22 protein-coding genes are annotated in these 24,197 nt (G+C 39.0%); 12 read left to right on the top strand and 10 right to left on the bottom strand.

Annotated elements, in window-relative coordinates; translation table 11 throughout:
- Window positions 1-132 precede the first annotated feature (132 nt).
- Window positions 133-1,155, top strand: a complete 1,023-nt coding sequence (locus IQ31_RS01135) for a bestrophin family protein (RefSeq protein ID WP_075992821.1) — start codon at window positions 133-135, stop codon at window positions 1,153-1,155.
- A gap of 6 nt (window positions 1,156-1,161) precedes the next feature.
- Here IQ31_RS01135 and IQ31_RS01130 read toward each other — a convergent pair whose 3' ends face one another.
- The gene (locus IQ31_RS01130) at window positions 1,162-1,620 is read right to left on the bottom strand and encodes an Lrp/AsnC family transcriptional regulator (protein WP_145326851.1); all 459 of its coding nucleotides are present in this window, start codon (window positions 1,618-1,620) and stop codon (window positions 1,162-1,164) included.
- A 145-nt stretch (window positions 1,621-1,765) separates the two neighbouring features.
- On the opposite strand from IQ31_RS01130, the gene IQ31_RS01125 reads away from it, so the two are divergent.
- Window positions 1,766-2,971, top strand: coding sequence for an aminotransferase class I/II-fold pyridoxal phosphate-dependent enzyme (locus tag IQ31_RS01125; RefSeq protein ID WP_145326850.1), 1,206 nt, complete (start codon window positions 1,766-1,768; stop codon window positions 2,969-2,971).
- A gap of 209 nt (window positions 2,972-3,180) precedes the next feature.
- Entirely contained in the window at window positions 3,181-4,365 is a 1,185-nt protein-coding gene (locus IQ31_RS01120) for a metallophosphoesterase (protein ID WP_145326849.1), read from the top strand.
- A 35-nt stretch (window positions 4,366-4,400) separates the two neighbouring features.
- Here the strand turns inward: IQ31_RS01120 and IQ31_RS01115 are convergent, their stop codons facing one another.
- Both IQ31_RS01115 and IQ31_RS01110 read right to left on the bottom strand, forming a co-directional pair.
- Entirely contained in the window at window positions 4,401-4,805 is a 405-nt protein-coding gene (locus IQ31_RS01115) for an NUDIX hydrolase (RefSeq protein WP_145326848.1), read from the bottom strand.
- A gap of 98 nt (window positions 4,806-4,903) precedes the next feature.
- Window positions 4,904-5,554: an ankyrin repeat domain-containing protein gene (locus IQ31_RS01110; protein ID WP_208734075.1), complete on the bottom strand. Its 651-nt coding sequence runs from the start codon at window positions 5,552-5,554 to the stop codon at window positions 4,904-4,906.
- 407 nt (window positions 5,555-5,961) lie between these two features.
- Between IQ31_RS01110 and IQ31_RS01105 the strand changes: the two genes are divergently transcribed.
- Together IQ31_RS01105 and arr are read left to right on the top strand one after the other, a co-directional pair.
- Window positions 5,962-7,173 (top strand): amidohydrolase, encoded by a 1,212-nt coding sequence (locus IQ31_RS01105; RefSeq protein ID WP_145326847.1) that lies wholly within the window; start codon window positions 5,962-5,964, stop codon window positions 7,171-7,173.
- Between the two features lie 225 nt (window positions 7,174-7,398).
- Window positions 7,399-8,142 carry an NAD(+)--rifampin ADP-ribosyltransferase gene (gene arr, locus IQ31_RS01100; protein WP_145326846.1) on the top strand — a complete coding sequence of 248 codons (744 nt, stop codon included), beginning with the start codon at window positions 7,399-7,401 and terminating at the stop codon, window positions 8,140-8,142.
- Window positions 8,143-8,174: 32 nt separating this feature from the next.
- Here the strand turns inward: arr and IQ31_RS01095 are convergent, their stop codons facing one another.
- Entirely contained in the window at window positions 8,175-8,759 is a 585-nt protein-coding gene (locus tag IQ31_RS01095) for a hypothetical protein (protein WP_145326845.1), read from the bottom strand.
- 324 nt (window positions 8,760-9,083) lie between these two features.
- The gene (locus tag IQ31_RS01090; protein ID WP_145326844.1) at window positions 9,084-9,650 is read right to left on the bottom strand and encodes a YceI family protein; all 567 of its coding nucleotides are present in this window, start codon (window positions 9,648-9,650) and stop codon (window positions 9,084-9,086) included.
- Between the two features lie 198 nt (window positions 9,651-9,848).
- Between IQ31_RS01090 and IQ31_RS01085 the strand changes: the two genes are divergently transcribed.
- On the top strand, window positions 9,849-10,904 hold the full coding sequence (locus IQ31_RS01085; RefSeq protein ID WP_145326843.1) for an NAD(P)-dependent alcohol dehydrogenase: 1,056 nt from the start codon (window positions 9,849-9,851) through the stop codon (window positions 10,902-10,904).
- 16 nt (window positions 10,905-10,920) lie between these two features.
- Here IQ31_RS01085 and IQ31_RS01080 read toward each other — a convergent pair whose 3' ends face one another.
- Window positions 10,921-11,388 carry a GNAT family N-acetyltransferase gene (locus IQ31_RS01080; RefSeq protein ID WP_208734073.1) on the bottom strand — a complete coding sequence of 156 codons (468 nt, stop codon included), beginning with the start codon at window positions 11,386-11,388 and terminating at the stop codon, window positions 10,921-10,923.
- 322 nt (window positions 11,389-11,710) lie between these two features.
- Here IQ31_RS01080 and IQ31_RS01075 point away from each other — a divergent pair, with 322 nt between their 5' ends.
- Together IQ31_RS01075 and IQ31_RS01070 are read left to right on the top strand one after the other, a co-directional pair.
- Complete coding sequence (locus IQ31_RS01075) at window positions 11,711-12,655, top strand: aldo/keto reductase (protein ID WP_145326842.1); 945 nt, start codon at window positions 11,711-11,713, stop codon at window positions 12,653-12,655.
- Between the two features lie 138 nt (window positions 12,656-12,793).
- Window positions 12,794-14,509, top strand: a complete 1,716-nt coding sequence (locus IQ31_RS01070) for a M14 family metallopeptidase (protein WP_145326841.1) — start codon at window positions 12,794-12,796, stop codon at window positions 14,507-14,509.
- A 45-nt stretch (window positions 14,510-14,554) separates the two neighbouring features.
- On the opposite strand, the gene IQ31_RS01065 is transcribed toward IQ31_RS01070, so the two are convergent.
- Both IQ31_RS01065 and IQ31_RS01060 read right to left on the bottom strand, forming a co-directional pair.
- Window positions 14,555-15,286 (bottom strand): DUF3667 domain-containing protein, encoded by a 732-nt coding sequence (locus tag IQ31_RS01065; RefSeq protein ID WP_083663647.1) that lies wholly within the window; start codon window positions 15,284-15,286, stop codon window positions 14,555-14,557.
- An 84-nt stretch (window positions 15,287-15,370) separates the two neighbouring features.
- On the bottom strand, window positions 15,371-16,177 hold the full coding sequence (locus IQ31_RS01060) for a DUF5694 domain-containing protein (RefSeq protein WP_198385912.1): 807 nt from the start codon (window positions 16,175-16,177) through the stop codon (window positions 15,371-15,373).
- A gap of 149 nt (window positions 16,178-16,326) precedes the next feature.
- Between IQ31_RS01060 and IQ31_RS01055 the strand changes: the two genes are divergently transcribed.
- Entirely contained in the window at window positions 16,327-17,082 is a 756-nt protein-coding gene (locus IQ31_RS01055; RefSeq protein ID WP_145326840.1) for a response regulator transcription factor, read from the top strand.
- Window positions 17,083-17,141: 59 nt separating this feature from the next.
- Here the strand turns inward: IQ31_RS01055 and msrB are convergent, their stop codons facing one another.
- Window positions 17,142-18,137, bottom strand: a complete 996-nt coding sequence (gene msrB / locus IQ31_RS27815) for a peptide-methionine (R)-S-oxide reductase MsrB (RefSeq protein ID WP_232475538.1) — start codon at window positions 18,135-18,137, stop codon at window positions 17,142-17,144.
- 401 nt (window positions 18,138-18,538) lie between these two features.
- Entirely contained in the window at window positions 18,539-20,491 is a 1,953-nt protein-coding gene (dxs, locus tag IQ31_RS01045; protein ID WP_145326839.1) for a 1-deoxy-D-xylulose-5-phosphate synthase, read from the bottom strand.
- A 73-nt stretch (window positions 20,492-20,564) separates the two neighbouring features.
- Between dxs and IQ31_RS01040 the strand changes: the two genes are divergently transcribed.
- The 3 genes from IQ31_RS01040 (at window position 20,565) to IQ31_RS01030 (ending at window position 24,082) form a co-directional block, all read left to right on the top strand.
- Window positions 20,565-21,983: an aminotransferase-like domain-containing protein gene (locus IQ31_RS01040; RefSeq protein WP_208734071.1), complete on the top strand. Its 1,419-nt coding sequence runs from the start codon at window positions 20,565-20,567 to the stop codon at window positions 21,981-21,983.
- A 76-nt stretch (window positions 21,984-22,059) separates the two neighbouring features.
- The gene (locus IQ31_RS01035; RefSeq protein WP_145326837.1) at window positions 22,060-22,575 is read left to right on the top strand and encodes an N-acetyltransferase; all 516 of its coding nucleotides are present in this window, start codon (window positions 22,060-22,062) and stop codon (window positions 22,573-22,575) included.
- A gap of 439 nt (window positions 22,576-23,014) precedes the next feature.
- The gene (locus IQ31_RS01030; RefSeq protein ID WP_208734069.1) at window positions 23,015-24,082 is read left to right on the top strand and encodes a hypothetical protein; all 1,068 of its coding nucleotides are present in this window, start codon (window positions 23,015-23,017) and stop codon (window positions 24,080-24,082) included.
- Window positions 24,083-24,197: the final 115 nt, after the last annotated feature.

Genomic DNA, 24,197 nt, shown 5'->3' with positions numbered 1-24,197 from the left:
CGACGAGGTTTATTGTTATAAAAATGAGCGAGATAAAATATCATCGTGCCGAAAACAATTTAGCGTATTGGACAGTTACAATTTAAATTGTACTTTCATAACGTTTTTATTAAAGGAAGATATTTAATTTTTATGATCACAACCAAGTATTTTAACCATCGACAAATATTTAATTTAGCGGGCGCACATTTAATATGGCTGACGCTTTGGTGCTCTCTGGTGGCGGTCATCTATTATTTTTTTAATTGGCAGTGGATGATAATTCCTTGGGTGCCATTGGCTTTGATTGGAACCGCTGAGGCTTTTTATGTCGGGTTTAAGAATAATCAGGCCTATGATAGACTTTGGGAAGCCCGGAAAATCTGGGGTGGGATTGTCAATTCAAGTCGTTCTTTCACGGCAATGTTATATGCCTTTGATACTCAAGATGGTGATCATACCGATTTGGAGGAGCGGAGGAAAAGGATTGCCTATCGCCATATAGCTTGGTTATATACTTTTCGTGAGCAGTTGTTGATCCCGACAGAATGGGAGCATGTCAGTTTGAAAAAACACTTTGGTTCAATGAATGTTAAACGGAACAGACTGATAAAGGCTGGCTTTCCTGATTACAGTAGAACATCGATTTTTTTGCGCAAATACCTTTCTACAGATGAGTTTAAGTTGCAGAGCACCTATAAAAATTTTGCAACGTATTTGATTTCTAAACAAGCAAAGGAAGTTAATGCATTGAAAAATGATCAAATCATTTCGGATTTTAACCAAACGCAACTGCAGAATTGCCTGAATCAATTTTACGACTATCAAGGTCAGGCAGAAAGAATCAAAAAATTTCCTTCACCGAGACAGTTTGCCAGTACAGCATTTGTCTTTAATGTTATTCTCATCATTCTGCTCCCATTGGGCCTAGTTAATGAATTTGCGAAATTGGGCGACTGGGGGATATGGACGAGTATTCCTTTTTGTGTGGTAATTGGATGGATTTATATTGTGATGGAATTGGTCGGCGATTATACTGAAAATCCTTTTGGAGGACTCATGTTTGATGTGCCTATGCTTTCGATTTGTCGAACCATAGAAATTGATGTGTTGCAAATGGTGGGAGATGAGGATCTTCCGGAAGCAATAGCATCAAAAAATGGTGTTTTGGTTTAAATTTTCTTACAGATCAATTGCAATCGTATTTTTCACTTCAGCGATCATAAATGAGCTATGGGTGCTTGCGATATGCTGTAGGCTCGTTAATTTCGTTAACATAAAACTGCGATAATCTGCCATATCCTGGACACAAATCTTTAGGATATAGTCGTAGTCGCCACTCACGTGGAAACACTCTGTTACCTCCTGAAGGTTCATGACCTCTTTTTCAAATTGTAAGATATACTCCTTTTTGTGCTGTGTTAATTTTGCGTGGCATAATACAAGGAAGTCTTTTGCTATTTTCTTTTTGTCAAGTATGGCGACATAGCCTGTGATAATTCCAGTATTTTCGAGTTTACGTACTCTTTCATAGACCGCTGTTACGGACAAGCTCAGTTTGTAGGAGAGTTCTTTGGTCGTTTGTTTGGCATCTTCCTGTAGAAAACGCAATAGCTTACGGTCAATCTCGTCAAATTGCATAGATTTTTTTTTTGGTTTTTACTAGCTCGTTTTAAATCAGCTAGATGTTTTAACTAATTATTGGTTATATAATAGATTTATATTCTAAGATAAGTAAAATTACTTGTAATATAATTTTAAATATCTCAATTTTAAAGATAAAAACATGGAAAATTTTAATGCAGCAAATGAAATTCAAGATTTGCAATACTTTGGTGAGTTTGGAGGTGTGAACCCGTCAATTTCTGATAGCTCTACCTATACTTTTCTTTCGGCTAAAAAAATGTTCGACACATTTGAAGGGAATGCGGAAGGCTGTTATCTCTATTCAAGGCATTCGTCGCCCATGAATTTGTATTTGGCACAAGCCTTAGCAAAAATGGAGGATACCGCTGCGGCCAATGTAACATCTTCGGGGATGGGAGCGATTACAACAGTTCTTTTACAACTATGTAAAAGTGGTGACCATATCATTTCAAGTAGGACAATCTACGGTGGAACTTATGCCTTTCTTAAAAATTTTCTCCCGCCTTTCCAGATTGAGACGACATTTTTGGATATTAATGATGTCGAAGAACTCGAAAAATCGATAAGACCTAATACAAAAGTGTTGTATTGTGAAAGTGTGAGCAACCCTTTATTGCATGTGGCAGATTTAAGAAAACTTTCGGCCATCTGTAAAAAACACAAGCTAAAACTGATTGTCGACAATACGTTTTCTCCATTATCCATCTCACCAACACTTTTGGGAGCGGACATTGTTATTCATAGTTTAACGAAATTTATCAATGGCAGCAGTGACACAGTCGGTGGGGTTTATTGTGGAAGTCAGGAGTTTATTAATGAAACGAAAAATGTGAACACAGGTGCCTGTATGTTATTGGGGCCAACGATGGACAGCTTACGTTCGGCAAGTATATTGAAGAATTTAAGAACACTTCATATACGGATGAAACAACATAGTTATAATGCAATGTATCTTGCCGAACGGTTTGAGAAAGATGGATTAAAGGTATCTTATCCGGGCTTGCAGTCGCATCGAGATCATGAACTAATGAAAACTATGATGCATGAGACCTATGGTTTTGGTGGCTTAATGACAGTTGACGTGGAAACAACCGAAAAAGCCAATGAACTAATGGAACTGATGCAGGCTGAAAATTTAGGGTATTTAGCTGTCAGCCTAGGATTCTATAAGACCCTATTCTCCTGTTCGGGTAGCTCTACGTCATCAGAAATTCCTGAGGAAGATCGTTTGAAGATGGGTATTTCCGATGGATTGATCAGGTTTTCCATTGGTTTAGATCAAGACATTGAGCGTACCTACCAAAAAATGAGAGCATGCATGCAAAAGACTGGAATTTTGGAATAATAAGCAGTATCTCGGTTGAGTTCATTTATGGGATAATCAGACATCTTGACATGTTTTGGAGGAAACTATGGATAGTTTTCTGATTGATTGGAGTGCAAAAAGTTTCAATTGTCACATAGACATCACTATTTACGATGATAGGGGCTGTAATAGCTCAAAAATCTCTTTTGGCATATCATTAGCAATTTAAAATCAATATTTTAGTTAATATGGCAAAGAGACTTTTACTGATATTATTCTTATTTGTTTTGGGTGATATCTATTTTTTTCAGGCTTTCAGTACGGTTATTCGTGGTTCGATTTGGCAGAACATGTATTGGGGGATTGATATCCTGTTGTTTTTTGGTGTTTTTACATTAATTTTTTTGCGGAGAGCGGGTTATGATGTCCAGGAGACAGCAACAAGTCTGATTACAGCATTTTTAATTGTTTTCATACCAAAATTGCTTGCTGTTCCCCTTTTATTTGTTGAAGATCTGATGCGTATTTTTCGTTCCTTTCCTCCACGTAGTATATTTTTGAGTGAGATTGTATTGTTTTTGGCGGGGGCCATGTTATTGGTTATTTTTTTCGGTTTAACGAAAGGTCGTTATTTTTATAAAGTGAGAGAGGAAGTATTGAGTTTTCCTGATCTACCTACGGCGTTTGACGGTTTTAAAATTACGCAGCTATCGGATATTCATTCTGGTAGTTTATCTGATATCAAAAGGGTACGTAAAGGTATCGAATTGGCAAATGCACAAAACAGTGATCTGGTATTGTTTACGGGCGATTTAGTCAATAATAAAGCTTCCGAAATGGAACCCTGGGTTTCGGACTTCAACCGATTAGAAGCTCCTTCGGGCAAGTTTTCAGTCCTTGGAAATCACGATTATGGGGACTACGTACAATGGGAAAGTGTTGAATCAAAAGCCTTAAATTTGAATAGGCTTAAGGAAATTCATCATGAAATGGGATTTAAATTGCTGCTAAATGAATCGATAGCAATAGAAAAGCAAGGTGAGCGTATTTCGTTAATTGGAGTTGAGAATTGGGGGAAAGGAGGGTTTCATCAATATGGTGATCTTGCTAAAGCAACCCTTGGATTGGACGCTGATACCTTCAAAATTTTGATGTCTCATGATCCTTCACATTGGGATCATGTTACTTTGGACTATGACCAACATGTCCATCTGACGCTGGCAGGACATACGCATGGTATGCAGTTTGGGATAGAACTATTTGGGTTAAAATGGAGTCCAATTCAATATTTTTATAAACAGTGGGCTGGACTCTATCAAAAACAAGGAAAATATCTTTATGTCAACCGCGGTTTTGGTTTTCACGGCCTAAAAGGTCGGATAGGTGTTTGGCCTGAAATTACGGTTATTACATTACGGAAAAGCGTTGTCTGATATTTTGGTATGAGAAACAACGCTCATCTGTTCTATCAATCGATAAGATTCATTTCCTTTAATCGGCTAAAGATAATCTGATCTACGACAGAAGTCCTATGTTTGTCCTTATAGGTTAACCATTCAAATGTCTCGATTTCATTCGCTGGATGCAATACTCCTTCGAAATCAGAAAAGTAGCAGGTCATTCTTACGAGCGTATCTTGATTTCGTCCATCGGCAATTGCTTCAAAGGTGCCCAAAAGGCGCATTGATTCTTCGACGATGTGCACAGAAAGCTCCTCCAGTATTTCTCTTTTTAAACAGGTAATATCGGATTCATTATTCTCTCGTTTACCACCAGGAAAGTAAAATTTTGTTTTAGTCTTAGAACGTGTGCTCAGTATTTTCCTGTCTTTAATGTTAATTAAAGCAACTTTGTCTATTATTTTATGCTGCATATTGCAAAACTAGCCATTGAGAATGAAAAATCAGATAGCATGGTGGAATACTGCTTGAAATTTTATTCAAATTTGAGTATTTAAAGGAAGATGAACCTTTATATTTCTGATGTTAGTATCTTAACAATTTCATTGAAGCCTCTTTGTTTTGCGTGTTGCAAAGGGCTTGTGCCATTACAATCTGGAATATCCAATTTTGCCCCAGCATCTTTTAGAATCTGAATAATTTCCTGATATTTTTTGCTTCCGTCACCGAGTACAATGGCTTCCATCAAAGCAGTCCATCCTAAACGATTGACATGATCCAAAGGGAAATTTTTGGTATTGGCCAATAATCTTACCGTTTCTACATATCCACGTTCGCATGCCGGGATTAAAGCTGTGCCGTTATATCGATTAAATAGATCGAAGCGAGCGCCGTGATCTAAGAAAAGTTTGACGAGTTCAACTTGCCCACTTGCTCCTGCGTATAAAAATGGGCTGTCCATATTGTCGGCCTGAAGGTTGACATCGGCACCATACTCTACCAATAATTTAGCCATTTCAATATTTCCGTTGTTTGTCGCGATAAGTAGAATAGAACGTTTATTCGTATCTTCACTATTCACGTTGGCATTATTTTCTAGCGCTTTTTTCACTCCCTGTAAGTCATTTTTGGTGACCAATTTAATAATCTCTTCCTGGGACGGATTTTCAGTATATGAGTTTTCTGTTAATGCCGATCGGCACGAATTTGTTATGCTCATCATTATCAGGAGTATTAAAGTTGTTTTCATCATTTTATTGTGCTATAATTTTTTCGATAAAGCCGAAGAAGCTTCGATGTTTAATACAAAAATAGTAGCTAAGGCTGTTTTTACAATGTGGTTTTCATTCCATCTGTTGGACAATTTATTACTACAGTGTATTTTAAGTGTCGTTCTCATTGGTCTCATGCTGGCTGAAAGCACATTCGTTGTAGTTTCACCTTATGCATACTGTTGAGCAAAAGTCGGCGCTGTGATAAATTGTTCAAGTATCGAGATGTATTCTGCAAAAGATCTGGGAGAATCATTGCGACCTTTGTTTTGGTGATACTGAATAATAAAAGTGGAAAAATAATACCGTTTCTATTGTCCGGTAATTTTTAGAGAAAAAGAATATTATCAAAATAAATATGAAAGCTAAAACATATATTTTAAAAAACGTACGGCTTGAGACAGGATTCGAGTTTGATGGAAAGGAAGTTATAAGCACAAATACGGCTTTATTCTGTGTAGAAGTTGAAGAGGGTAAGATCAAAGGAATCAAACCAAATACTGCAAATGCTAATGCGATCGATGCAAAAGGACATTTGATGTTGCCGGCTTTTAAGGATATGCATGCCCATTTGGATAAAATGTTGTTTGGTCTGGCATGGGAAGCTGTATCGCCAACACGGCATACCGTAAAAGATATGATCGCGTATGAGCAGAAGATGATCCCAGAATGGTTAAGCACCTCAGTCGAAAGAACGGGCAAAATGCTGAATTTTCTGCAGGCATACGGAACTGATTTTATTCGTTCACATTTCAATGTTGATCCAACATCTGGACTAAAATCGTTAACAAATTTGGAAAAGGCACTTGCATCGAAAAAACACACGGTAGAAGCGGAGCTGGTTGCTTTTCCACAGCATGGCCTCTATTATACGGATACTTTACCCATTTTGAAGGATGTTGCAAAACTGGATGCTGTTAGTTTCATAGGTGGAGTAGATCCGTACTCTTTGGACGGAAGTATCGAAAAAAGTATGGAGCAGATTACACAGTTGGCGCTTGATAACAATAAGGGAATTGACATACACCTCCATGAAATGGGAGAAAGTGGTATGAAGACAATCGAGTTTTTGATCGACCGTACATTGGAAAACCCCCAATTAAAAGGGAAAGCTTTTGTTAGCCATGCTTTTGCACTTAGTCGTCTCACAAATGTCGAAGCTGAAAAAATTGCGGCACGTCTCGCAGAAGCGGGGGTGGGAATCGTGTCCTCTGTGCCCTTTGGCAATATGATTATGCCTATTCCGACACTTCGGAAATATGGGGTGGAGGTTTTGATTGGAAATGACAATATTCAGGATCACTGGAATACGTTTGGCTCGGGAAACATGCTGCAGAAAGCGAATCTTATTGCTGAGCTTTATGGTTATGGAACAGAATTCGGCTTATCTAGAACACTTGCTTTCGCGACACGCTACAAATTGCCTTTGGACAATAATGGAAATCAACAATGGCCGAAAGTGGGTGATGAGGCAAGCATGGTTTTTGTTGAGGCAAGTTGTTCCGCTGAAGCAGTTTCTCGTATTTCACCGGTGACTTCCTTGATACACAAAGGCAATATTGTATTCTAAGGAGACCATCTATCGGATAATTTAGCTGCTCTCTGGAGGCCAACTGTTTTCAGGATTCCAGCGAGAAATATTGAAAATAAGAGAACAATTTTGTTGAAGAGCCGGTTATTCTTAATAACTGGCTTTTTACATACATAGCCTTGCTTAAGTCCTGATGTTACTAAGGGTGTTCACTTATAACTACAGCGAGGATAATATTCGGTTGAATAGATAATAATTTATACGATGGAATTTTCACCATTTAACGGGGTTGTCAAACTTTGCCTAAAAGGCATACAATTGGAAGAAAACGGTAGACACGATGAAGCGCTGTCCTTTTTTGCAGAGGGTTATCGGGAGGCAAGCGATGACCATGAGAAGTTTATTGCAGCCTATTTTGTATCCCGGCAGCAGAAAACGGTGTCGGATCGTCTGAAATGGCTGCACATAGCCTTAGATCACGCATTGGTAATCGGTGATGATCGGACTACCAGTGCATTGCCCAGAATGTATTTGAAGATTTGTGCCTGTTACACAAGTTTAGGAGAAGAAGCAATGGCAAGTGAATATGCTAGGTTGGCCTCTTCTTATAAGAACATTCCCTTTGATAAGGGACCTTTTTATCACGGTACAAAAGCAGATGCACAAATCGGCGACTTATTGGTTCCAGGCTTCAATTCTAACTATCAAGCCGACTTCAAAATGAATCATATTTATTTTACAGGTATGATGAATGGGGCCGGACTTGCAGCGGCCCTGGCAAAAGGTGAGCGCAGCGAGCGGGTATTTATTGTTGAACCTACCGGTGATTATCAGCATGACCCTAATCTGACGGACCAGAAGTTTCCCGGAAATCCTACACGTTCCTATAGATCTGAATTTCCATTAAAAATTATAGGTGAGGTTGCTGAATGGGCAAAACCAGGTGTTCAGGAACTTGAAAAATTTCGTGATAAACTAGATCAGAATGATGGTGAGATTATCAATTAAGAAACCAAGAGCGGTTGCTCCGGCAATCGGAATTATGTCTTACTGATAACAATCTTACTGATGACTTCAAAATCTGAAATTCGATAATCGTCGTCAAAAAATAACCCGTTGATATAACGCTGTATAGGATAGAACAGATCGGCCGGTGTATCACCGAAAAACGTTTTGAAATCGTTCGGAATAGAATACAGATAATTGTATTGCCCTTTACCCAAACTGATACCGCCGATCTTTTTGAGATAACCCGTTATCTTATGTTTATTTTTGTTGGAGAATGCTTCTTTCGTCTCTATAAAATAATCTTCAATGTAAAAATTACGGATATCCTGAAGATTAAGTATGCTGTTCGGAGCAGGTTTGATACGTCTTGAATAGGATACATCAACCAAAATACAACTGGCTTTATACGCTTTCGCGAGATCAATAAAGTAGCCTTCATCGACCATAAGGTGTTTACTGTCTTTATATACACCGAGCAGCATTTCATTGATCTCCCGATCCGAATAATCGGATATATTAGAAGATCTTCCCAACTTTTCAAATGCGAGGTCACTTTCACTCCAATTTTTTCTAATTCTATTAAGCTCGTGTTGTTGAAAAGTTTTTATTTTCTCCATATATAATTTGTCTAACCTTACTTTAGCGAGTTTAAAGATAATTTTAAAACTTTACTTTCATCAATCTTATCGCTTGCTAAGTGCAATTTGAATCAAATCTAATTTAACAGAGTCTTTGTTTAGTGTTGTAGCACAGCGCTAATGCGCTATTTCTGAGGAAGAATAAGTGCCACACTGTTGGATTTTCCGTGCCGGTATGAGGTGACATCACAGCCTTAAGTAGTCTGTGTGTAAAAGCAGCTCGAGTAAATTATGTCGATTCTCGGTGCGATTATTCAATGAAGGAAGAGCCGCCTGTATTAACAGAGGGCTCTTATGAGGTTTTTATTTTACAGCCTTAAGCACGATATCTAAGGTGAATTCATCATCGATGGCGCGATTGCCTAGGTCGGAGAAAAAGCTTGCTGAACGATACTGTATATCAAAGTCCAGCCGATTTACCTTAACCCCTATAGCTTCAGCAGAAAGTCCATCTGCAGTTGTGGTGACTTTTGCTGGAAAGGAGATCGATTTTGTTTTATTCTTAATCGTCAGATTACCGGTTATGATTGGAGTGCCTTTGCTATTATCAACTTTACTGATGACAAATTTGCTGCTAGGGTAGGTAGGCACATTGAAGAAATCTTCATTTTTTAGGTGCCCGGTCAATTTAGGTGCGTCAGTACAAGCCATGGAATTCATATCTATGGTAAAACCACCGCCGGTAATTTTCCCCTTTTCTGTCTGTACCGTTCCTTCTTGTATATTGATTGTTCCCACATGTCCCCCGACAACTTTTTTCGCATTCCATTTGATCGTCGAATTTTGCGTGTTCACTTTGTAGCTTATCTTTTGGGCGAAGGCCATTGATGTTAAGCAAATAATTGCTAGCGTTAGACTGGTTCTTTTCATTGAAGTGATTTATATGAACTCAAATATACATGGTCTTGTGCGGATACTTCTATGTTTAAACTTGTTTTTTTGTTTGCGCAGTGTCAATATTGTGCTTGCCTTTCTTTATTCGTCATCGATACCCGCTAACTTAGTACAACGTAAATAGGGGATCGAAGATATCTTCGTATCCAAATTGTGGTCTATAAAAAAGATAATATGATTAAGTCGAAAGGTTATGCGGCGAAAGACAGTAGTTCTCCACTTGAATACTGGGAGTTTGAAAGGAGAGAGCTTGGTGCAAACGATGTTTTAATAGATATCTTGTACAGCGGGATTTGTCACTCCGATATTCATCAAGTACATGATGAGTGGGGTGGTACACAATACCCAATTGTTCCCGGGCACGAAATTGTTGGTCGGATAAGTGCAGTTGGTCCTGGAGTGACTAAGTTCAAAAAAGGTGACCTGGCAGGTGTCGGTTGTATGGTCGCTTCCTGTGGCGAATGCGATAACTGTAAGTCAGACCAACAACAGTTCTGTTCAGAAAAGAAGACCGTTTGGACGTACAACAGCAAAGATGTGATGCACGATCACAGCTATACTTTTGGTGGTTATAGCAATAATATTGTTGCGGATGCAGATTTTGTGCTGCATGTGCCGGAATCTTTGGATATTAAAAAGGTGGCACCGCTACTCTGTGCAGGAATCACCACCTATTCGCCATTAAAAAGATGGAATGTTAGCAAAGGGCATAAAGTTGGTGTGTTAGGCTTAGGCGGATTGGGACATATGGCTGTTAAAATTGCAGTGGCAATGGGGGCAGAAGTTACAATGATAAGCCATTCACCACGCAAAAAGGACGATGCCGCTCTACTTGGAGCACACAAGTTCTTAAATACCCATGAGGCCGATGAAATAAAAGAATTCTCCTCGTATTTTGATTTTATTATTGATACCGTATCAGCACCACATGATTATAACCTCTATCTTGCATTATTGAAAACAAAAGGAGTTTATATTTGCGTGGGGATTCCGGCTGCACCCATGGAAATTAATGGACGCTCGATCATGGGGGGAAATAAGATCCTAACGGCTTCCAGTATTGGGGGAATACAGGAAACTCAGGATATGCTTGATTTTTGTGCTGAACATAATATTCTACCCGAAACAGAAATGATTGATATCGATTATGTAAATGAGGCGTATCAAAGAGTATTGGATAGTGATGTGAAATATCGTTTTGTAATCGATATGTCGTCTATTGAAAAGTAATGAAAAAACAGGTCGGTTAAAGAGCCGACCTGTTTTTTAAAATCTTATCCTTGTTTGAGTACTTCATATGATATGAATGCTCATCTTCTCCGATAATTTCGAAACCAATACTGAAGTAGAGCTTTTGCGCTTTATTGGTTTTTAATACATGTAATGAAATCGACTTCCCTTCGTAAATTGCTTCATCTATAAGATCTTTTAATATCTTTTTTCCTAGCCCTTTCCCTTGGTATCGGGGATCGATCTGTATTTGAATCAACTCGATATGAGCCCGTCCTTTCTCGGTTTTCAAAAGTCCGATAGGGATATGGTTGTATTCAATGATAGCAGCATGTTCAAATTTGTATTTAATTCTTTGTAGATGTGAATCCCTCGTTGTGGGTAAAGCAGCGGCTATTAAATGTTGGGTCATTGTCTTTAATCGTAGATCTAAAAGAAAAGTCAAATCACTTTCCATTGCTCGTCTATATACTATTGGGATCATAGATGATTGGGTTTTATCAATGTAATCTGTTCAATCTATCGAAGGCTTTATCTGACATGCTCAAAGAAGGTCAGATTGATATGGGCCATGAGTACGAAGATAAGATTTTTAACTATGAGCACAATGATCTGATCGAAAGTCGGCTGCAATTTAGTATAATCATAGTAACTGCGTACTAAATTGCAATAGCGTACTTTACTCTTTTTGACATTTAGATGTGAAGAATGCTGGCGTGGCTCAAGATGAATACCGTAACTTTAGCTTTATAGCTGTACTTGCATAGCGATTTTTTATTTAAAGGAACAATAAACAGATAATTTCAATGAAAAAGGTAGAAATACAACACACAGATTTGCAGATAGCTCCAATTAATTTTGGCGGGAATGTTTTTGGCTGGACATTAGATGAGCAAAAATCGTTTGAAATGCTAGATAAATTTGTAGGAGCAGGATTTAATTTTATCGATACGGCAGATACGTATTCTTGGTGGGTGAATGGAACCGGCGGGCAGTCCGAAGAAATTATTGGGAAATGGTTAAAAAGCCGTGGCAACCGTCAAAATATAGTAATCGCAACAAAAGTTGGATCCGAGACTAAGGAGCACGGGTATGATATCTCAAGAAAACATATTTTGAAATCTGCTGATGAATCGTTGCGACGATTGGGAGTAGATCATATTGATTTATACTATACCCACTTTGACGATAACGTAACCCCTTTGGAAGAGACATTGTCGGCTTATGCTGACTTAATAAAAGCAGGTAAGGTACGTTATATTGCCGCTTCTAATCTATCGCCAACGCGGTTAACGGAAAGCTTTGATGTTGCGGAGAAAAATGGTCTTCCTAAATATGTTGCTTTGCAACCGCATTACAATTTGGTAGAGCGTGCTGGTTTTGAAACAGATTATGCGGGATTGGTCGAGAAGTACGGTTTGAGCGTATTTCCATATTGGTCGCTTGCTGCAGGTTTCTTGACCGGTAAATACCGTACTGAAGCTGACTTTGATAAAACGGCTAGGGGTGGTGGGATCAAAAAATATTTTGATGCTAAAGGTAAAGCTGTCCTAAAAGCGCTCGATGTTATCTCCGAGAAACACGGGACAAAACAGGCTACTGTAGCATTAGCATGGTTGTTGGCTAAACCGCTAATTACCGCTCCCATTGTAAGTGCTACAAGTGAGAGTCAATTGGATACGCTATGTGCGGCGCCGACTCTTAAATTAGATACGGAAGATATTGAATTATTAAATGAGGTCAGCAAATGAAATAGTGATAAAGCGTAAAAACAAAATCCCTACATTTCTTAGGGATTTTGTTTTATTGGGAAGCGGTTCCTAATAGAAGGTAGAAATTGCTTACGCATTTTAACAAGTTTATCGTAAATTGGAGCCTAAATTGATCTTATGAAACAGTTCCTGATATTATTTTCTTTCATGCTTTTTGGCAGAAGTTATGCGCAAATACTTACACCTTATGAACGGGGTAATGGCAATCAATCGACAACTTTTGAGGAAATGCGGGCATATTATCAGGAATTGGCACGGAAATATACAACAATTCACTATGAAACACGGGGAGAAGACGATAACAATAAACCAATAGATGTTGTTGTATTTAATCCGTTTGGAAAGACACTGGAAGTGGCTAGGGAAGAGAAGTGCGTTTTATTGGTCAACAATGGTATTCATCCTGGAGAGCCAGACGGTATTGATGCGACTATGATGCTTATGCGCGATTTGGCAACAGGAAAGATAAAGGCACCTCAAAATGTTATTGTTGTTGCGCTGGCGAGTTATAATGTGAGTGGGATGTTAAATCGTGGGAGCTTTTCTAGAGCTAATCAAAATGGCCCTGAAGAGTATGGTTTTCGTGGAAATGCAAGACACTATGACTTAAATAGGGATTTTATTAAGACAGATACTAAAAACTCGCGGAGCTTTCAGCGGATTTTCCAATGGGTCAAACCAGATGTTTTTATAGATAATCATGTCAGCAATGGAGCCGATTATCAGTACACCTTCACCTATATCTCAACAAACAAAGAACGTTTAGGAAACCTTTTGGGAAATTATTTTAACAGCCACATGCAAAAGAACTTACTCAAGGATCTCCAAAAGAAAGGATTTATGTCTGTTCCCTATGTCAACATCCACAACGATGTGCCCGATGGTGGTTTTCCAACCTTTATGGATTCGCCAAGATACGCAACAGGCTACACCAGTCTATTTAATGTAATCGGAACTGTTGTGGAAACACATATGTTGAAACCTTATCAAGAACGTGTCAAAGCGACTTATGACTATATGCGTTGTAACTTGGATTTTATCGAACAGAATTATAAGGTGATTAAACAAAAAAGAGCTGAAAACCTAAAGCAATATCAAATAGGGGATAAATATGCCATAGCATGGAAGCTTGATTCATCAAAATATGAATCGCTGGAATTTAAGGGCTTCGAGGCAAAATATAAACCAAGTGACGTTTCTTCGAAAGATAGGTTGTGGTATGATAGAAACGCTAAGTTTTCAAAACAAGTTAAGTTATATAATACATATGTTCCGACAAAAGAAGTGACGATTCCATCGTATTATGTCATTCCGCAGTCTGAATGGAAAGTTATTGAATTGTTGACACTCAATCAAATCAAGATGATTCCGCTTAAACAAGATTCTGTTATTGCGGTGGAACAGTATAGGATTAAGGATTTCAAGACAACTTCAAGTCCATATGAAGGACATTATTTACATTTTGACACCAGTCTCCTTAGGGAATCCAACAAGGTAAACTTCAGTGCCGGTGATTTTTTGGTCCCTTTGAACCAGGACGGTGTGAAGTTTCTGCTGGAAACCTTGGAACCTGAAGCAATAGACTCTTATTTTAATTGGAATTTCTTTGATGCGATCTTAGGACAGAAAGAATACTATTCAGCTTATGTTTTTGAAGATACAGCAGCCAAGCTTCTAAAAGAGAATAAAGATTTAAGATCTGCCTTTGAACGCGAAAAGATGAACAACCCTAAACTTGCTGCAAGTAGTAGTGCGCAGCTGGATTGGATATACAAACATTCACCTTATTATGAAGAGTCACATCTTCTTTATCCCATTTATCGCATCAATTGATGATGGTGGCTTCTTAGATACATGTCTGCATCAGTCAAAAAAATGCTATTTTATAAGTACATCCAATGTAATACCAATGAAAAGTATGACGATCAAATAGGAGAAAAAACCTATTATTGAAGCGGCAAATGCTTTAAAATAGTTGATCTTTTTAGCTTTATCAAAAAACTGTCCTATGGCCCAGGAGTAATATATACAAATTACTAAAGTTGCATATAGGATTAAACTTTGGTGCGTGATACCGTCAATTATTGCAAAAAGTGCATAAATTAACATTGTCATCCCCATAATAAAACATAATAAGATGATGATTTCAAAAAGATTATAACCGTATTTTTTAAAAAATAATTTAGTCCAAAGGGCAATAAAGAACCCCATAATAATGTTAGCATAACCATAATGACCTTGTAGCCATCGAAAGATGTTGGTTGTGATGACGAGTTTGCTTTCAATACCATGGCTGTCGATTGATTGCAAATAGCGCTCTTCAGTATGGAAAAAGTGGGCAATAATAGAATACACTAAAGATGTGACAATAACGAAAATAATAGGTTTGACCAGTCGGCTGCGATTTTCAGAAATGTAGTTTTGCACATTCTTACCTGGAGCTGTCACCAATTCTCGAATGGTATAGAGAATACCGCGTTCAAAGTGAAGCACATGTTCTATTTCGTGGGTGATGTAATGAGCGTCTATCCTTTTTAGCGTCGCAGGTTGGCCACAATCGGGACAGAATTTTGATGTAATGCCCGTGCCACAGTTTCTGCATGTGATCATGTTGAAGTGTTTCTTTAAGTAATTAAGGTTTGTTAATCTGTTTCATTCGAAAGTCGCCAAAAGAGTCTTTGCTTACCGATGGTTTTATTGAAGGTATTCGGCAACCTCTACGAGTTTGTATTTGGGGCTCCGTTGCAAAAGTTCACCAAGGAAAGCTGCGTGAGTAGCGCCCGTGATTAGCAAAATTCGATCCTGCCCAGTGACTGGGATCTGATTTAAATTGGAGAATATCCGTAGATTTCTTCGGTAGAATTTACTGGCTTCATCTGCTCCTTCAAAATTACCTTTTGTACTGCTGTAGGTTAAGATATCGGCGTTTACATTGATAAACTTTTGCAAGGTCTCTTTTTGATTAAATACCTTTAATTTTTCTAAAATGGAGAGTTTATCAATATGGGTGAATTCCTGCATAATTTTTCCCATGTAGCTTTTATAGGTTACACTGTCTACCTGATTCTCCAACTCATTTGCAATGTTGTAATTATAAGCAGCAGTTTGTTGTTCATCAATTCCATAAATTTTTTTTACCCCTGCAAGTTTGCCAACTTCATATGCAATTATGGCTATTTCACCACCGAACTTAGCTTTATATCCTTTATCTTTAATAAAAGAGCTGTAATCGCCGTTCAATTCTTCGTTTTTTTCAGGAATGATTTCCACGCAGATGATAGTTGGTTTAAAGTCTGCCAATAGTTTGGCTACTTGGTATGTTTCTTTTCTGTTTTTTTGATCTTTTTCGTCAAATTCCACTTTATGTGCATCAGGCGTATAGCTCATGTGAAATGTCCCAAAATTTAGAACCTCAATTTTCTGCTGTGCATAGCTGTTTCCAAAAAATAAGATCCCGATAGCGATTCCAATATTTCGAATTTGAATAGTGTTAATAAGCATTTGTGTAAGAAGTGGTTTTATGTTTTTTCCGGCTTTTCGTTCAGTTAGCTATATTTCTTAGCTGTTTTGTCCAAAAGTATTACAGTTTGTCCAAATAAAAGCTACACTTGAGTGTAGTTTTAATTAACTTCGACATTTAGAATTTCGTTATGGATTTTAACGCGCTATTTTCACAAAAAAATACTGTTGATCGTCTTTCAGAAAAGGACATCCAGCAGACCCACGGCTATATTGAGCTCGTCAAAGCCTTCTCACGGATTACTTATCAGAGTATTTACCTAATCGATTACCAAGCTAAAAGTTTTGAGTTTGTTTCAGACAACCCGCTGTTTCTAGCTGGTTTAACAGCCAAAGAGGTGATGGAAATGGGCTATGGCTTTTATCAAAAATATGTTCCATCTGATGATTTCCAGATGCTCATTAAGATTAACGAAGCGGGGTTTAGCTTTTATGAAAAAATACCCATTGAGGAACGGAAGCTTTATGTTATATCGTATGATTTTCAGATACAAAATGCACACAACAAGTTTATTTTAATTAATCATAAACTGACACCTGTTTTTTTGACAGAAGAGGGGAAAATATGGAAAGCAATTTGTATCGTGTCTTTATCCACTAATATATCTTCAGGTAACGTGACTATCGAAAAGTTGCACTCCAACTTAGTATGGGAATTGGATCTGTTGACTGGGAAATGGAACTCCCAGAAAAAGATTAATCTTACCGAACGTGAAATAGAGATTTTACGTTTTTATCATCGAGGTCTGACCATTCATGAAACTTCGGAGAAAATTTTCGTTTCCATTGATACGGTGAAATTTCATCGGCGAAAATTATTTGAAAAGCTAGGGGTAAGCAACATGAATGAAGCATTGGTTTTTGCATTGAATAATAGGTTATTATAAGGGTAGCCTGAAGGATTCTGAAATGTTCAGAGCAAGCGCCTCCAATGAGGCGCTGCAGCCTATTTTTTTACCAATAATGGCAAATACTTTTCGTAACCCTGTGCTTTCATCTTGTCTTTTGGAATAAATCGAAGTGAAGCACTGTTTATACAATAGCGCAGACCACCTTTATCTGCCGGTCCATCGTTAAAAACGTGGCCAAGGTGTGCATCACCAGTTTTGCTGCGTACTTCCGTTCTGCGCATCCCGTACGAATTGTCGGAGTGTTCTTGAATCAGGCTATCGCTAATCGGTTTGGAAAAACTGGGCCACCCACATCCCGATTCAAATTTATCTGTAGAAACAAATAAGGGTTCTCCGGTTGTGATATCGACATAAATACCTTCCCTAAATTCATCATTATAGGCATTGTCAAACGCGCGCTCCGTTGCACTGTTTTGTGTAACATCGTATTGCAATGTAGTCAACTCTTTCTTCAAGGTCTCCTTATCTGCTTTTTTATACGTGTTTTTAACGTCCGCTTTCGCTTTTTCGGGGTTGGCATTTCGCGCAAGTTTAAATAAATCAGGGCTTATATGGCAATAACCGCCAGGGTTTTTGTCCAGGTATTTTTGATGATAAGCTTCAGCATTATAATAATTCTGTAAAGGTTCTATTTCCACCACGATTTTGCTGTTGTATTGACTTGCTAAAGCAGCTATCTGTTCTTTGATAACAGCGGCATCATCCGCATTGGTATAATAGATTCCTGTACGGTATTGTGTACCGATATCGTTGCCTTGTTTATTTAATGAAGTTGGATCAATTGTTTTGAAGAAAAGGTCTACGAGAAGCTTTAGATCGACAAGCTCCGGGTCGAAGGTTACCTTTACCGTTTCGGCAAAACCTGAGGTTCCTGTCGAAACTTGTGCGTATGAAGGGTGCTGAAGGTTTCCATTGGCATAGCCAACTTCGGTTGCCGTGACCCCGCGGACTTGTTTAAAGAAATGCTCAGTTCCCCAGAAGCATCCTCCGGCAAAATAGACAACATGATCTTTTTGATTTATAGTATTCATAGTATTTTGTATTGACGGTTTTGAATCTTTCCCTTTTTGTGAAAAGCAAACCTTGCTGATCAGAAATAAGCCTGTCGCTATAGCAAGGAGGACGAATAAGTGTTTCATGGTATGAATTGCTACATGAAAGAAACAACATTGTTTCTTTCATGTAAGCCACAAACACCGTACCTTTCTGGATGTTTGTCTTAGAAGATATAAGCAGTTTTGGTTCTTATAGATTCTTTTTACAATTGAAAGACGAAGTAAATCTATGAAAGGCATGTCCTGACAAAAAGACCTTTTAGGAAAGCTTCGCAAGCTGAATGTCTGACAGGGTCGGCCCTTTGCTGTTTAGATCCTATGATCAGACCAAATGATAGTTTAATCTATATTGTTTAAGCACTACTATTGTGACTAACTTAACTGTTTGGGGAAGACTCGTTCGGCTTAAGGCTACACCCTGAGCCTGCCGATTCGAGCGGGCCCGTGTATAGCTGTCTCACCGTGGCGATAATAGCCTGCTTATTGTAGTAATAAAGTTGGTGAAGCTGTTGCTGTGTACCCTGTACTGCAAAAGTATCGGGCAAGCCAAGTCGCTTCAAGGTCGCTGAGTAGCCATGTTCGGTCATAAATTCCAGTACTGCAGTTCCTACTCCACCAGCTATACATCCATCTTCAACAGTGATGATATAGGAATATGATTGGAATACTTCATGTAATAACGCTTCGTCGAGCGGTTTAAAGAACCGTAGATCATAGTGCCCAACCTGCATGCCTTCCCGGAGCAGTTCGTTGCATGCGTCCTGTGCATATTGACCAACGGGCCCAAGAGAGAGTATGGCAATGTCCTGGCCTGAACAAAGCCTTCTTCCTTTTCCAATTTCAAGTCTTATAAATTTGTCTGATTGCTTCTCTCGACCACCTGGGCCTTTTGGGTAGCGGATTGCAAGCGGTCCGTCAAGAGTGATGTCCTGAGCCGTGAACAACAAATTTTTAAAGTCTGTGAGCGTCATGGGCGAAGCGCCTGCGATGTTGGGTATACAGCGAAGAAAAGCAATGTCGAATGCCCCCTGATGGGTGGGGCCATCGGGGCCGACAACGCCGGCCCTGTCGATACAGAACACGACCGGTAATTTCTGTAAAGCGACGTCGTGGATTAGTTGATCATAGGCGCGTTGTAAGAATGTCGAATAGATCACACAGAAAGGAAGTAGCCCATCAGCAGCAAGGCCTGCGGAGAAAGTAATGGCATGCTGCTCGCAGATACCAACATCAAAAACGCGGTTAGGCATCTGCTGTTTCATTGCCGTCAGCCTGCTGCCGGAAAGCATAGCTGGGCTTATAGCGATAATACGGCTATTATGTTGGGCGAGCTGTATCAGCGTTTCGCCCAGCACTTGCTGAAAAGTTTCCTTGTAGAGTTGCGGTAGTTGGTTTTCTAACCGTATACCTGTCAGTTTGTCGAATTTCCCTGTGGCATGCCATTCCGCCTTGTTTAACATGGCTGGTGTAAAACCTTTTCCTTTTTGTGTTACACAATGCACTATTTTGGGCCCGGGGATATGCTTCAACTGTTCAAATATTTTGATAAGCTTGTGGAGGTTATGACCATCCAGTGGTCCAAAATAACGTATTCCTAAGGCCTCGAAAATATTGCTCGAAGCAAATAGCCCTGTTTTTATCAATTTCTCTATTTTTCTAATCGCAGCAATTGACCATTGTGTCCGATCTTTATGGGATGACAGCAGCTTTTTGATCTGTGATTTGAACTGATTATAGGCTTGCCCCGAGGTCAGGTCGGTCAGATAGTTTTGTAGGGCTCCCGTACCGGCATCAATAGACATATCGTTATCATTTAATATAATCAATAGGTTAGGCTGTTCGAAACCTATATTATTTAAAGCTTCGAATGCTAGACCGGCAGTCATGGCGCCGTCGCCGATAACAGCGATGTGTTGACGGCTGTTATCACCCTTATACCTGGCTGCGCAGGCCATACCCAGAATTGCTGATAGGGATGTGGAAGAATGACCTGTACCAAAGGCGTCAAAGTTATTTTCTTCCATAACAGGAAATCCGCTTATGCCGCCTAGAAGTCTGTTCGAATGGAAGCGAGCCGCTCTCCCTGTGAGTAGTTTATGGATATAAGCCTGATGACCAACGTCCCAGATCAATTTATCCTTAGGGGTGTTAAATACATAATGAACTGCTATAGTAAGTTCTACAGCACCAAGGCTTGAACTAAAATGACCGCCATGTGTAGCAATATGGTCAATGAGGAAGTTTCTTAGTTCCTGACTTAATTCGGGTAATACCTCCTGTGGAAGAGCACGTAATTCGCTAGGGCTATTGATTTGATAATTACCTGTCATTTCTTTTTTAGACAAATTTAGATTGATTAGATTTGCGATACAGGTACAGTATAGGTAAAAGTGATCAATACAGATGAAGAGCTATAAATTTGAAATTTTTACACAAGCAATTGAGAAAAATATAAAATCAGGAGTCTATAAACCGGGGCAAAAGCTGCCTTCAGTACGCGAGTTTAAAGATTACTACGGTTTAAGTATGAGTACTGTTCAGTCAGGTTATGAGTGTCTTATGATTATTGGTTTGGTGGAGAGCGTTCCGAAATCTGGCTACTATGTCAGTGCGAAGAATGAAATGCTGGCAGAACCGGAAGGGCGTCGACGTCCACCGGTAGTAAGGGATGCTGTCTTTGAGCAAGGGCTTGGTCTGACAACAGCGTCACCTGTGGGGCGGGGTTTTTCGGAATTTAATGTTGCTGCCCCAGGGGACCTTCTTGTTCCGCAAAAACTTTTACTTCGGACCATGCAGCAGGTCATTCGGGAACAAGGGGCAGGGTTACTACGCTATTATCCATCTAACGGTTCGGTACAATTGAAGGACAATATTATCAGGCGTGCGGCCTCCTATCAGACCTTACTGCATGCAGATGAACTGCTGATCACAGATGGCGCCCTGCAGGCTTTGTATATCGCCTTGGCTGCTGCATGTGAAGCCGGAGATATTGTTGCTGTGGAAAGTCCGTGCGTATTTTCTGTATTGGAGGTCATTCGGGTGCTCAAGCTGCGCGTTATTGAAATTCCTGTTCTTACTAAAGATGGTTTTGATATAGACTTTTTTAGACAAGCATGTCAAGGAAGTGCTGTAAAAGCAGTCGTCCTAACACCGAATTTTCATAATCCAACAGGTATTTTGCTCTCAGATGAACAGAAAATTGCTTTATTGGCGATTGCTCATAAATATCATGTTGCTGTAATCGAGAACGATATCTATGGAGACCTGAACTTTCAGGGGAGCAGACCATCCACACTAAAACAATTTGATGAAAGCGGATTGGTCATGACGTATTCATCGTATTCAAAAACCCTGGCACCTGGAATTCGGCTGGGTTGGTTAAGCACAGGGCGATTTCTGAAAGATGCTGAACAGATCAAGTTTGCATTGGGCAGTACAGTTTCTCCTCTGAATCAGGAGACCGTAAACCGTTTGATCGGTAGCAGCAGTTACGATCGGCATATTCGTTCACTGAAGATGCAACTGGCAAAAAATGCCTATCTGGCCACCAACCTAATCGCTTCCAGTTTTCCTGAAAAAACCAAAGTGATCACACCTGCAGGTGGGTATAATCTTTGGGTTAAAATGCCTGAAAGTACAGATATGGCGGATTTTTACGCGCAGTGTGAAAAAATTGGTGCAAGATTTACGCCGGGCTATACGTTCTCTTTTGCGAATACTTTTGAACATTATTTTAGGTTGGTCATCGCGGACAAGTTTTCTGCTAAACGAATAGAAGCGATCCAGCATATAGGTCGTTATTTATGTGGGAGCCTGTACTGATGCTAAATGAACAATGTGTATCGAATAATAGCAAGTGATAGCATGTACATTTGTGTATTTAATAGTAGATGCACATATGAATATAGTCACAAAATTTACGGTAGCAACAGAGCAGGGAATTGAAGCGTTGTCAATGCTCACCAAAACTCTAGCCCTAGAAAAATTCGGCAGCTTAGTGGAGCCAGCTGAACTAGACAATTACATTGTTGATAGTTTTAATTCCAAAACACTTGTCAACGAAATAAACAGTATGTCAAATCAATGGCTGGTAGTATATGCTAACGATCAGCCGATGGGTTATGCCAGAATAACCTCGAAAGGGCAGAAGCCGGATGGCTTGGCAGGTAAACGTGTGATTCGAATCGCGGATTTCGGTGTCTGCCAGCATGAGGCTTTGCAGCAAATGGAGGTATCATTAATGGACAAATGTCTTGCCGTCTGCAGTACCTACGACGTGATTTGGATCAATGAACCCTTAAGAAGTTCGTTGATCGGACTTTTTGAACAGAATGGATTTGTAAAACAACCAGGTATTAGCAGACTCGATGGATTGAACTTGGAATCAGTAGTATATCTCAAGGAGACTTTGTAGTTCAAAGAGTCTTTATATTGATGTATAAACACAGCATAGTCTATGTTGAGCAAAAAAGTACACATATTAAGTGTGCTTTTTTTGTTTAATGATAGATATTTTAGTGATATAATGTATTTTTAGGGATTTAAAAGAAGATGTTTGTCAAATTCTAATAATCTCTTTTTAACTAAAAAATATCATTTATAACCGTTTTCACAAGTGTTTAATGAAGAAAATATCTATAACGTTTCTATATCTTTTGCTCAGTGCATTAGCGCTTGGACAAGAATCTAAGGAGACAAAGCCAGACAGTATCGTTCAATATTTTAGTGAAATTAAAACTGCAACTAAAATTGGTTATTCGTTATGGAATAGGGATTTATATGGTGATATTATTTTGGTGGAGCCTTAGACACGACAGCTATTTAGTAATAACTTTGGTGCCGATAGTTCGTTTGTGCAATATAAAAATAGCTATATTGGTAAATTGCCCGACAGTGTAAATATTGCCAATACGTCTTTAACGTGGAATGGCCGAACTTGGGCGATGATTATGTTGCCTTTATCTAAAGATTATTATGCACGGATCAATTTGTTGGCTCATGAATTGTTTCATTCCGCACAATCGGCTTTGGGCTTCGTTCAAAATAACAGCGAAAGTACCCATCTGGATCAAGAGAATGGACGGATATACTTACGTTTTGAATTGGAGGCGCTTAAAAAGGCGGTTTGTTCAGACGCGCAAGATGAACAACGAATGCACTTGAAGGATGCTTTGATTTTTCGGAAGTATCGAAATTCACTTTTTCCAGGCTCTGCCCATATTGAAAATCAATTGGAACTTAATGAAGGGATTGCAGAGTATACCGGAGTAATGATCAGTGGGAGAGATAAAGAAAAAACAAAAAAACATTTCATTGATGTAATAGACAGATTTTTCAAGAACCCCACTTATGTAAGGTCTTTTGCCTACAATACCACGCCCATCTATGGATATATAATGAGTTTAAAGGATCCGCTTTGGAATCAAAAGATTTCAGTAAATACAGATTTAACTGTATTCTTTATGCGCGAATTGAACATTGAACTTCCGAAAGATCTTGCAGCAACAGTAAAAGCCATTACAGCGGAGTATAATGGAAAACAGATATTCACAGAAGAACAATTACGAGCGGAAAAAATAAAGAAGCAAATTGCATTATATCGTTCCTTGTTTGTGGATCAGCCTCATATGACCATTAAATTTGAGAAAATGAATGTGTCTTTTGATCCGAGAAATATCCTCCCAATCACAGATTTGGGAACTGTTTATCCAACCATAAGGATCACCGATAACTGGGGGATTCTAGATGTCAAAAGTGGGGCGCTCATGGCGCCCAATTGGGATAAAATAACCGTTAGTAGGCCTACTAAAATCGAAGGACAGCGAATAGAGGGTGAGGGTTGGGTGATGCAACTCAAAGATCAGTATACTGTTCAAAAGGACGAATCGCTGAATAATTACAAGCTTATCAAAAAGCAGTAGCTGCACTATCTTGATTTTTATTCACTGTGCAGCCTTATTGAATCAATATTAAATGTTGGTAAATGCATGAGTATCATGAAACATCGTAAAAAGGTTTACCTAAAGATATTCAATT

The sequence above is a fragment of the Sphingobacterium siyangense genome, assembly GCF_007830445.1.
GTDB classification, from domain to species: domain Bacteria; phylum Bacteroidota; class Bacteroidia; order Sphingobacteriales; family Sphingobacteriaceae; genus Sphingobacterium; species Sphingobacterium siyangense.
Note: the sequence above shows the minus strand (reverse complement) of the source record. Positions and strands in the feature narration are given on the sequence as shown.

Excerpts from the sequence above, each read along its gene's own strand:
- IQ31_RS01090 (WP_145326844.1), bottom strand. The coding sequence starts at position 9,650 with ATGAAAAGAACCAGTCTAACGCTAGCAATTATTTGCTTAACATCAATG.
- IQ31_RS01135 (WP_075992821.1), top strand. The coding sequence starts at position 133 with ATGATCACAACCAAGTATTTTAACCATCGACAAATATTTAATTTAGCG.
- IQ31_RS01060 (WP_198385912.1), bottom strand. The coding sequence starts at position 16,177 with ATGCTTATTAACACTATTCAAATTCGAAATATTGGAATCGCTATCGGG.
- dxs (WP_145326839.1), bottom strand. The coding sequence starts at position 20,491 with ATGACAGGTAATTATCAAATCAATAGCCCTAGCGAATTACGTGCTCTT.
- IQ31_RS01035 (WP_145326837.1), top strand. The coding sequence starts at position 22,060 with ATGAATATAGTCACAAAATTTACGGTAGCAACAGAGCAGGGAATTGAA.
- IQ31_RS01120 (WP_145326849.1), top strand. The coding sequence starts at position 3,181 with ATGGCAAAGAGACTTTTACTGATATTATTCTTATTTGTTTTGGGTGAT.
- IQ31_RS01095 (WP_145326845.1), bottom strand. The coding sequence starts at position 8,759 with ATGGAGAAAATAAAAACTTTTCAACAACACGAGCTTAATAGAATTAGA.
- IQ31_RS01070 (WP_145326841.1), top strand. The coding sequence starts at position 12,794 with ATGAAACAGTTCCTGATATTATTTTCTTTCATGCTTTTTGGCAGAAGT.
- IQ31_RS01115 (WP_145326848.1), bottom strand. The coding sequence starts at position 4,805 with ATGCAGCATAAAATAATAGACAAAGTTGCTTTAATTAACATTAAAGAC.
- IQ31_RS01055 (WP_145326840.1), top strand. The coding sequence starts at position 16,327 with ATGGATTTTAACGCGCTATTTTCACAAAAAAATACTGTTGATCGTCTT.
- IQ31_RS01085 (WP_145326843.1), top strand. The coding sequence starts at position 9,849 with ATGATTAAGTCGAAAGGTTATGCGGCGAAAGACAGTAGTTCTCCACTT.
- IQ31_RS01040 (WP_208734071.1), top strand. The coding sequence starts at position 20,565 with ATGAAGAGCTATAAATTTGAAATTTTTACACAAGCAATTGAGAAAAAT.
- IQ31_RS01065 (WP_083663647.1), bottom strand. The coding sequence starts at position 15,286 with ATGATCACATGCAGAAACTGTGGCACGGGCATTACATCAAAATTCTGT.
- IQ31_RS01110 (WP_208734075.1), bottom strand. The coding sequence starts at position 5,554 with ATGATGAGCATAACAAATTCGTGCCGATCGGCATTAACAGAAAACTCA.
- IQ31_RS01080 (WP_208734073.1), bottom strand. The coding sequence starts at position 11,388 with ATGATCCCAATAGTATATAGACGAGCAATGGAAAGTGATTTGACTTTT.
- IQ31_RS01125 (WP_145326850.1), top strand. The coding sequence starts at position 1,766 with ATGGAAAATTTTAATGCAGCAAATGAAATTCAAGATTTGCAATACTTT.
- IQ31_RS01130 (WP_145326851.1), bottom strand. The coding sequence starts at position 1,620 with ATGCAATTTGACGAGATTGACCGTAAGCTATTGCGTTTTCTACAGGAA.
- IQ31_RS01105 (WP_145326847.1), top strand. The coding sequence starts at position 5,962 with ATGAAAGCTAAAACATATATTTTAAAAAACGTACGGCTTGAGACAGGA.
- msrB (WP_232475538.1), bottom strand. The coding sequence starts at position 18,137 with ATGAATACTATAAATCAAAAAGATCATGTTGTCTATTTTGCCGGAGGA.
- arr (WP_145326846.1), top strand. The coding sequence starts at position 7,399 with ATGGAATTTTCACCATTTAACGGGGTTGTCAAACTTTGCCTAAAAGGC.
- IQ31_RS01075 (WP_145326842.1), top strand. The coding sequence starts at position 11,711 with ATGAAAAAGGTAGAAATACAACACACAGATTTGCAGATAGCTCCAATT.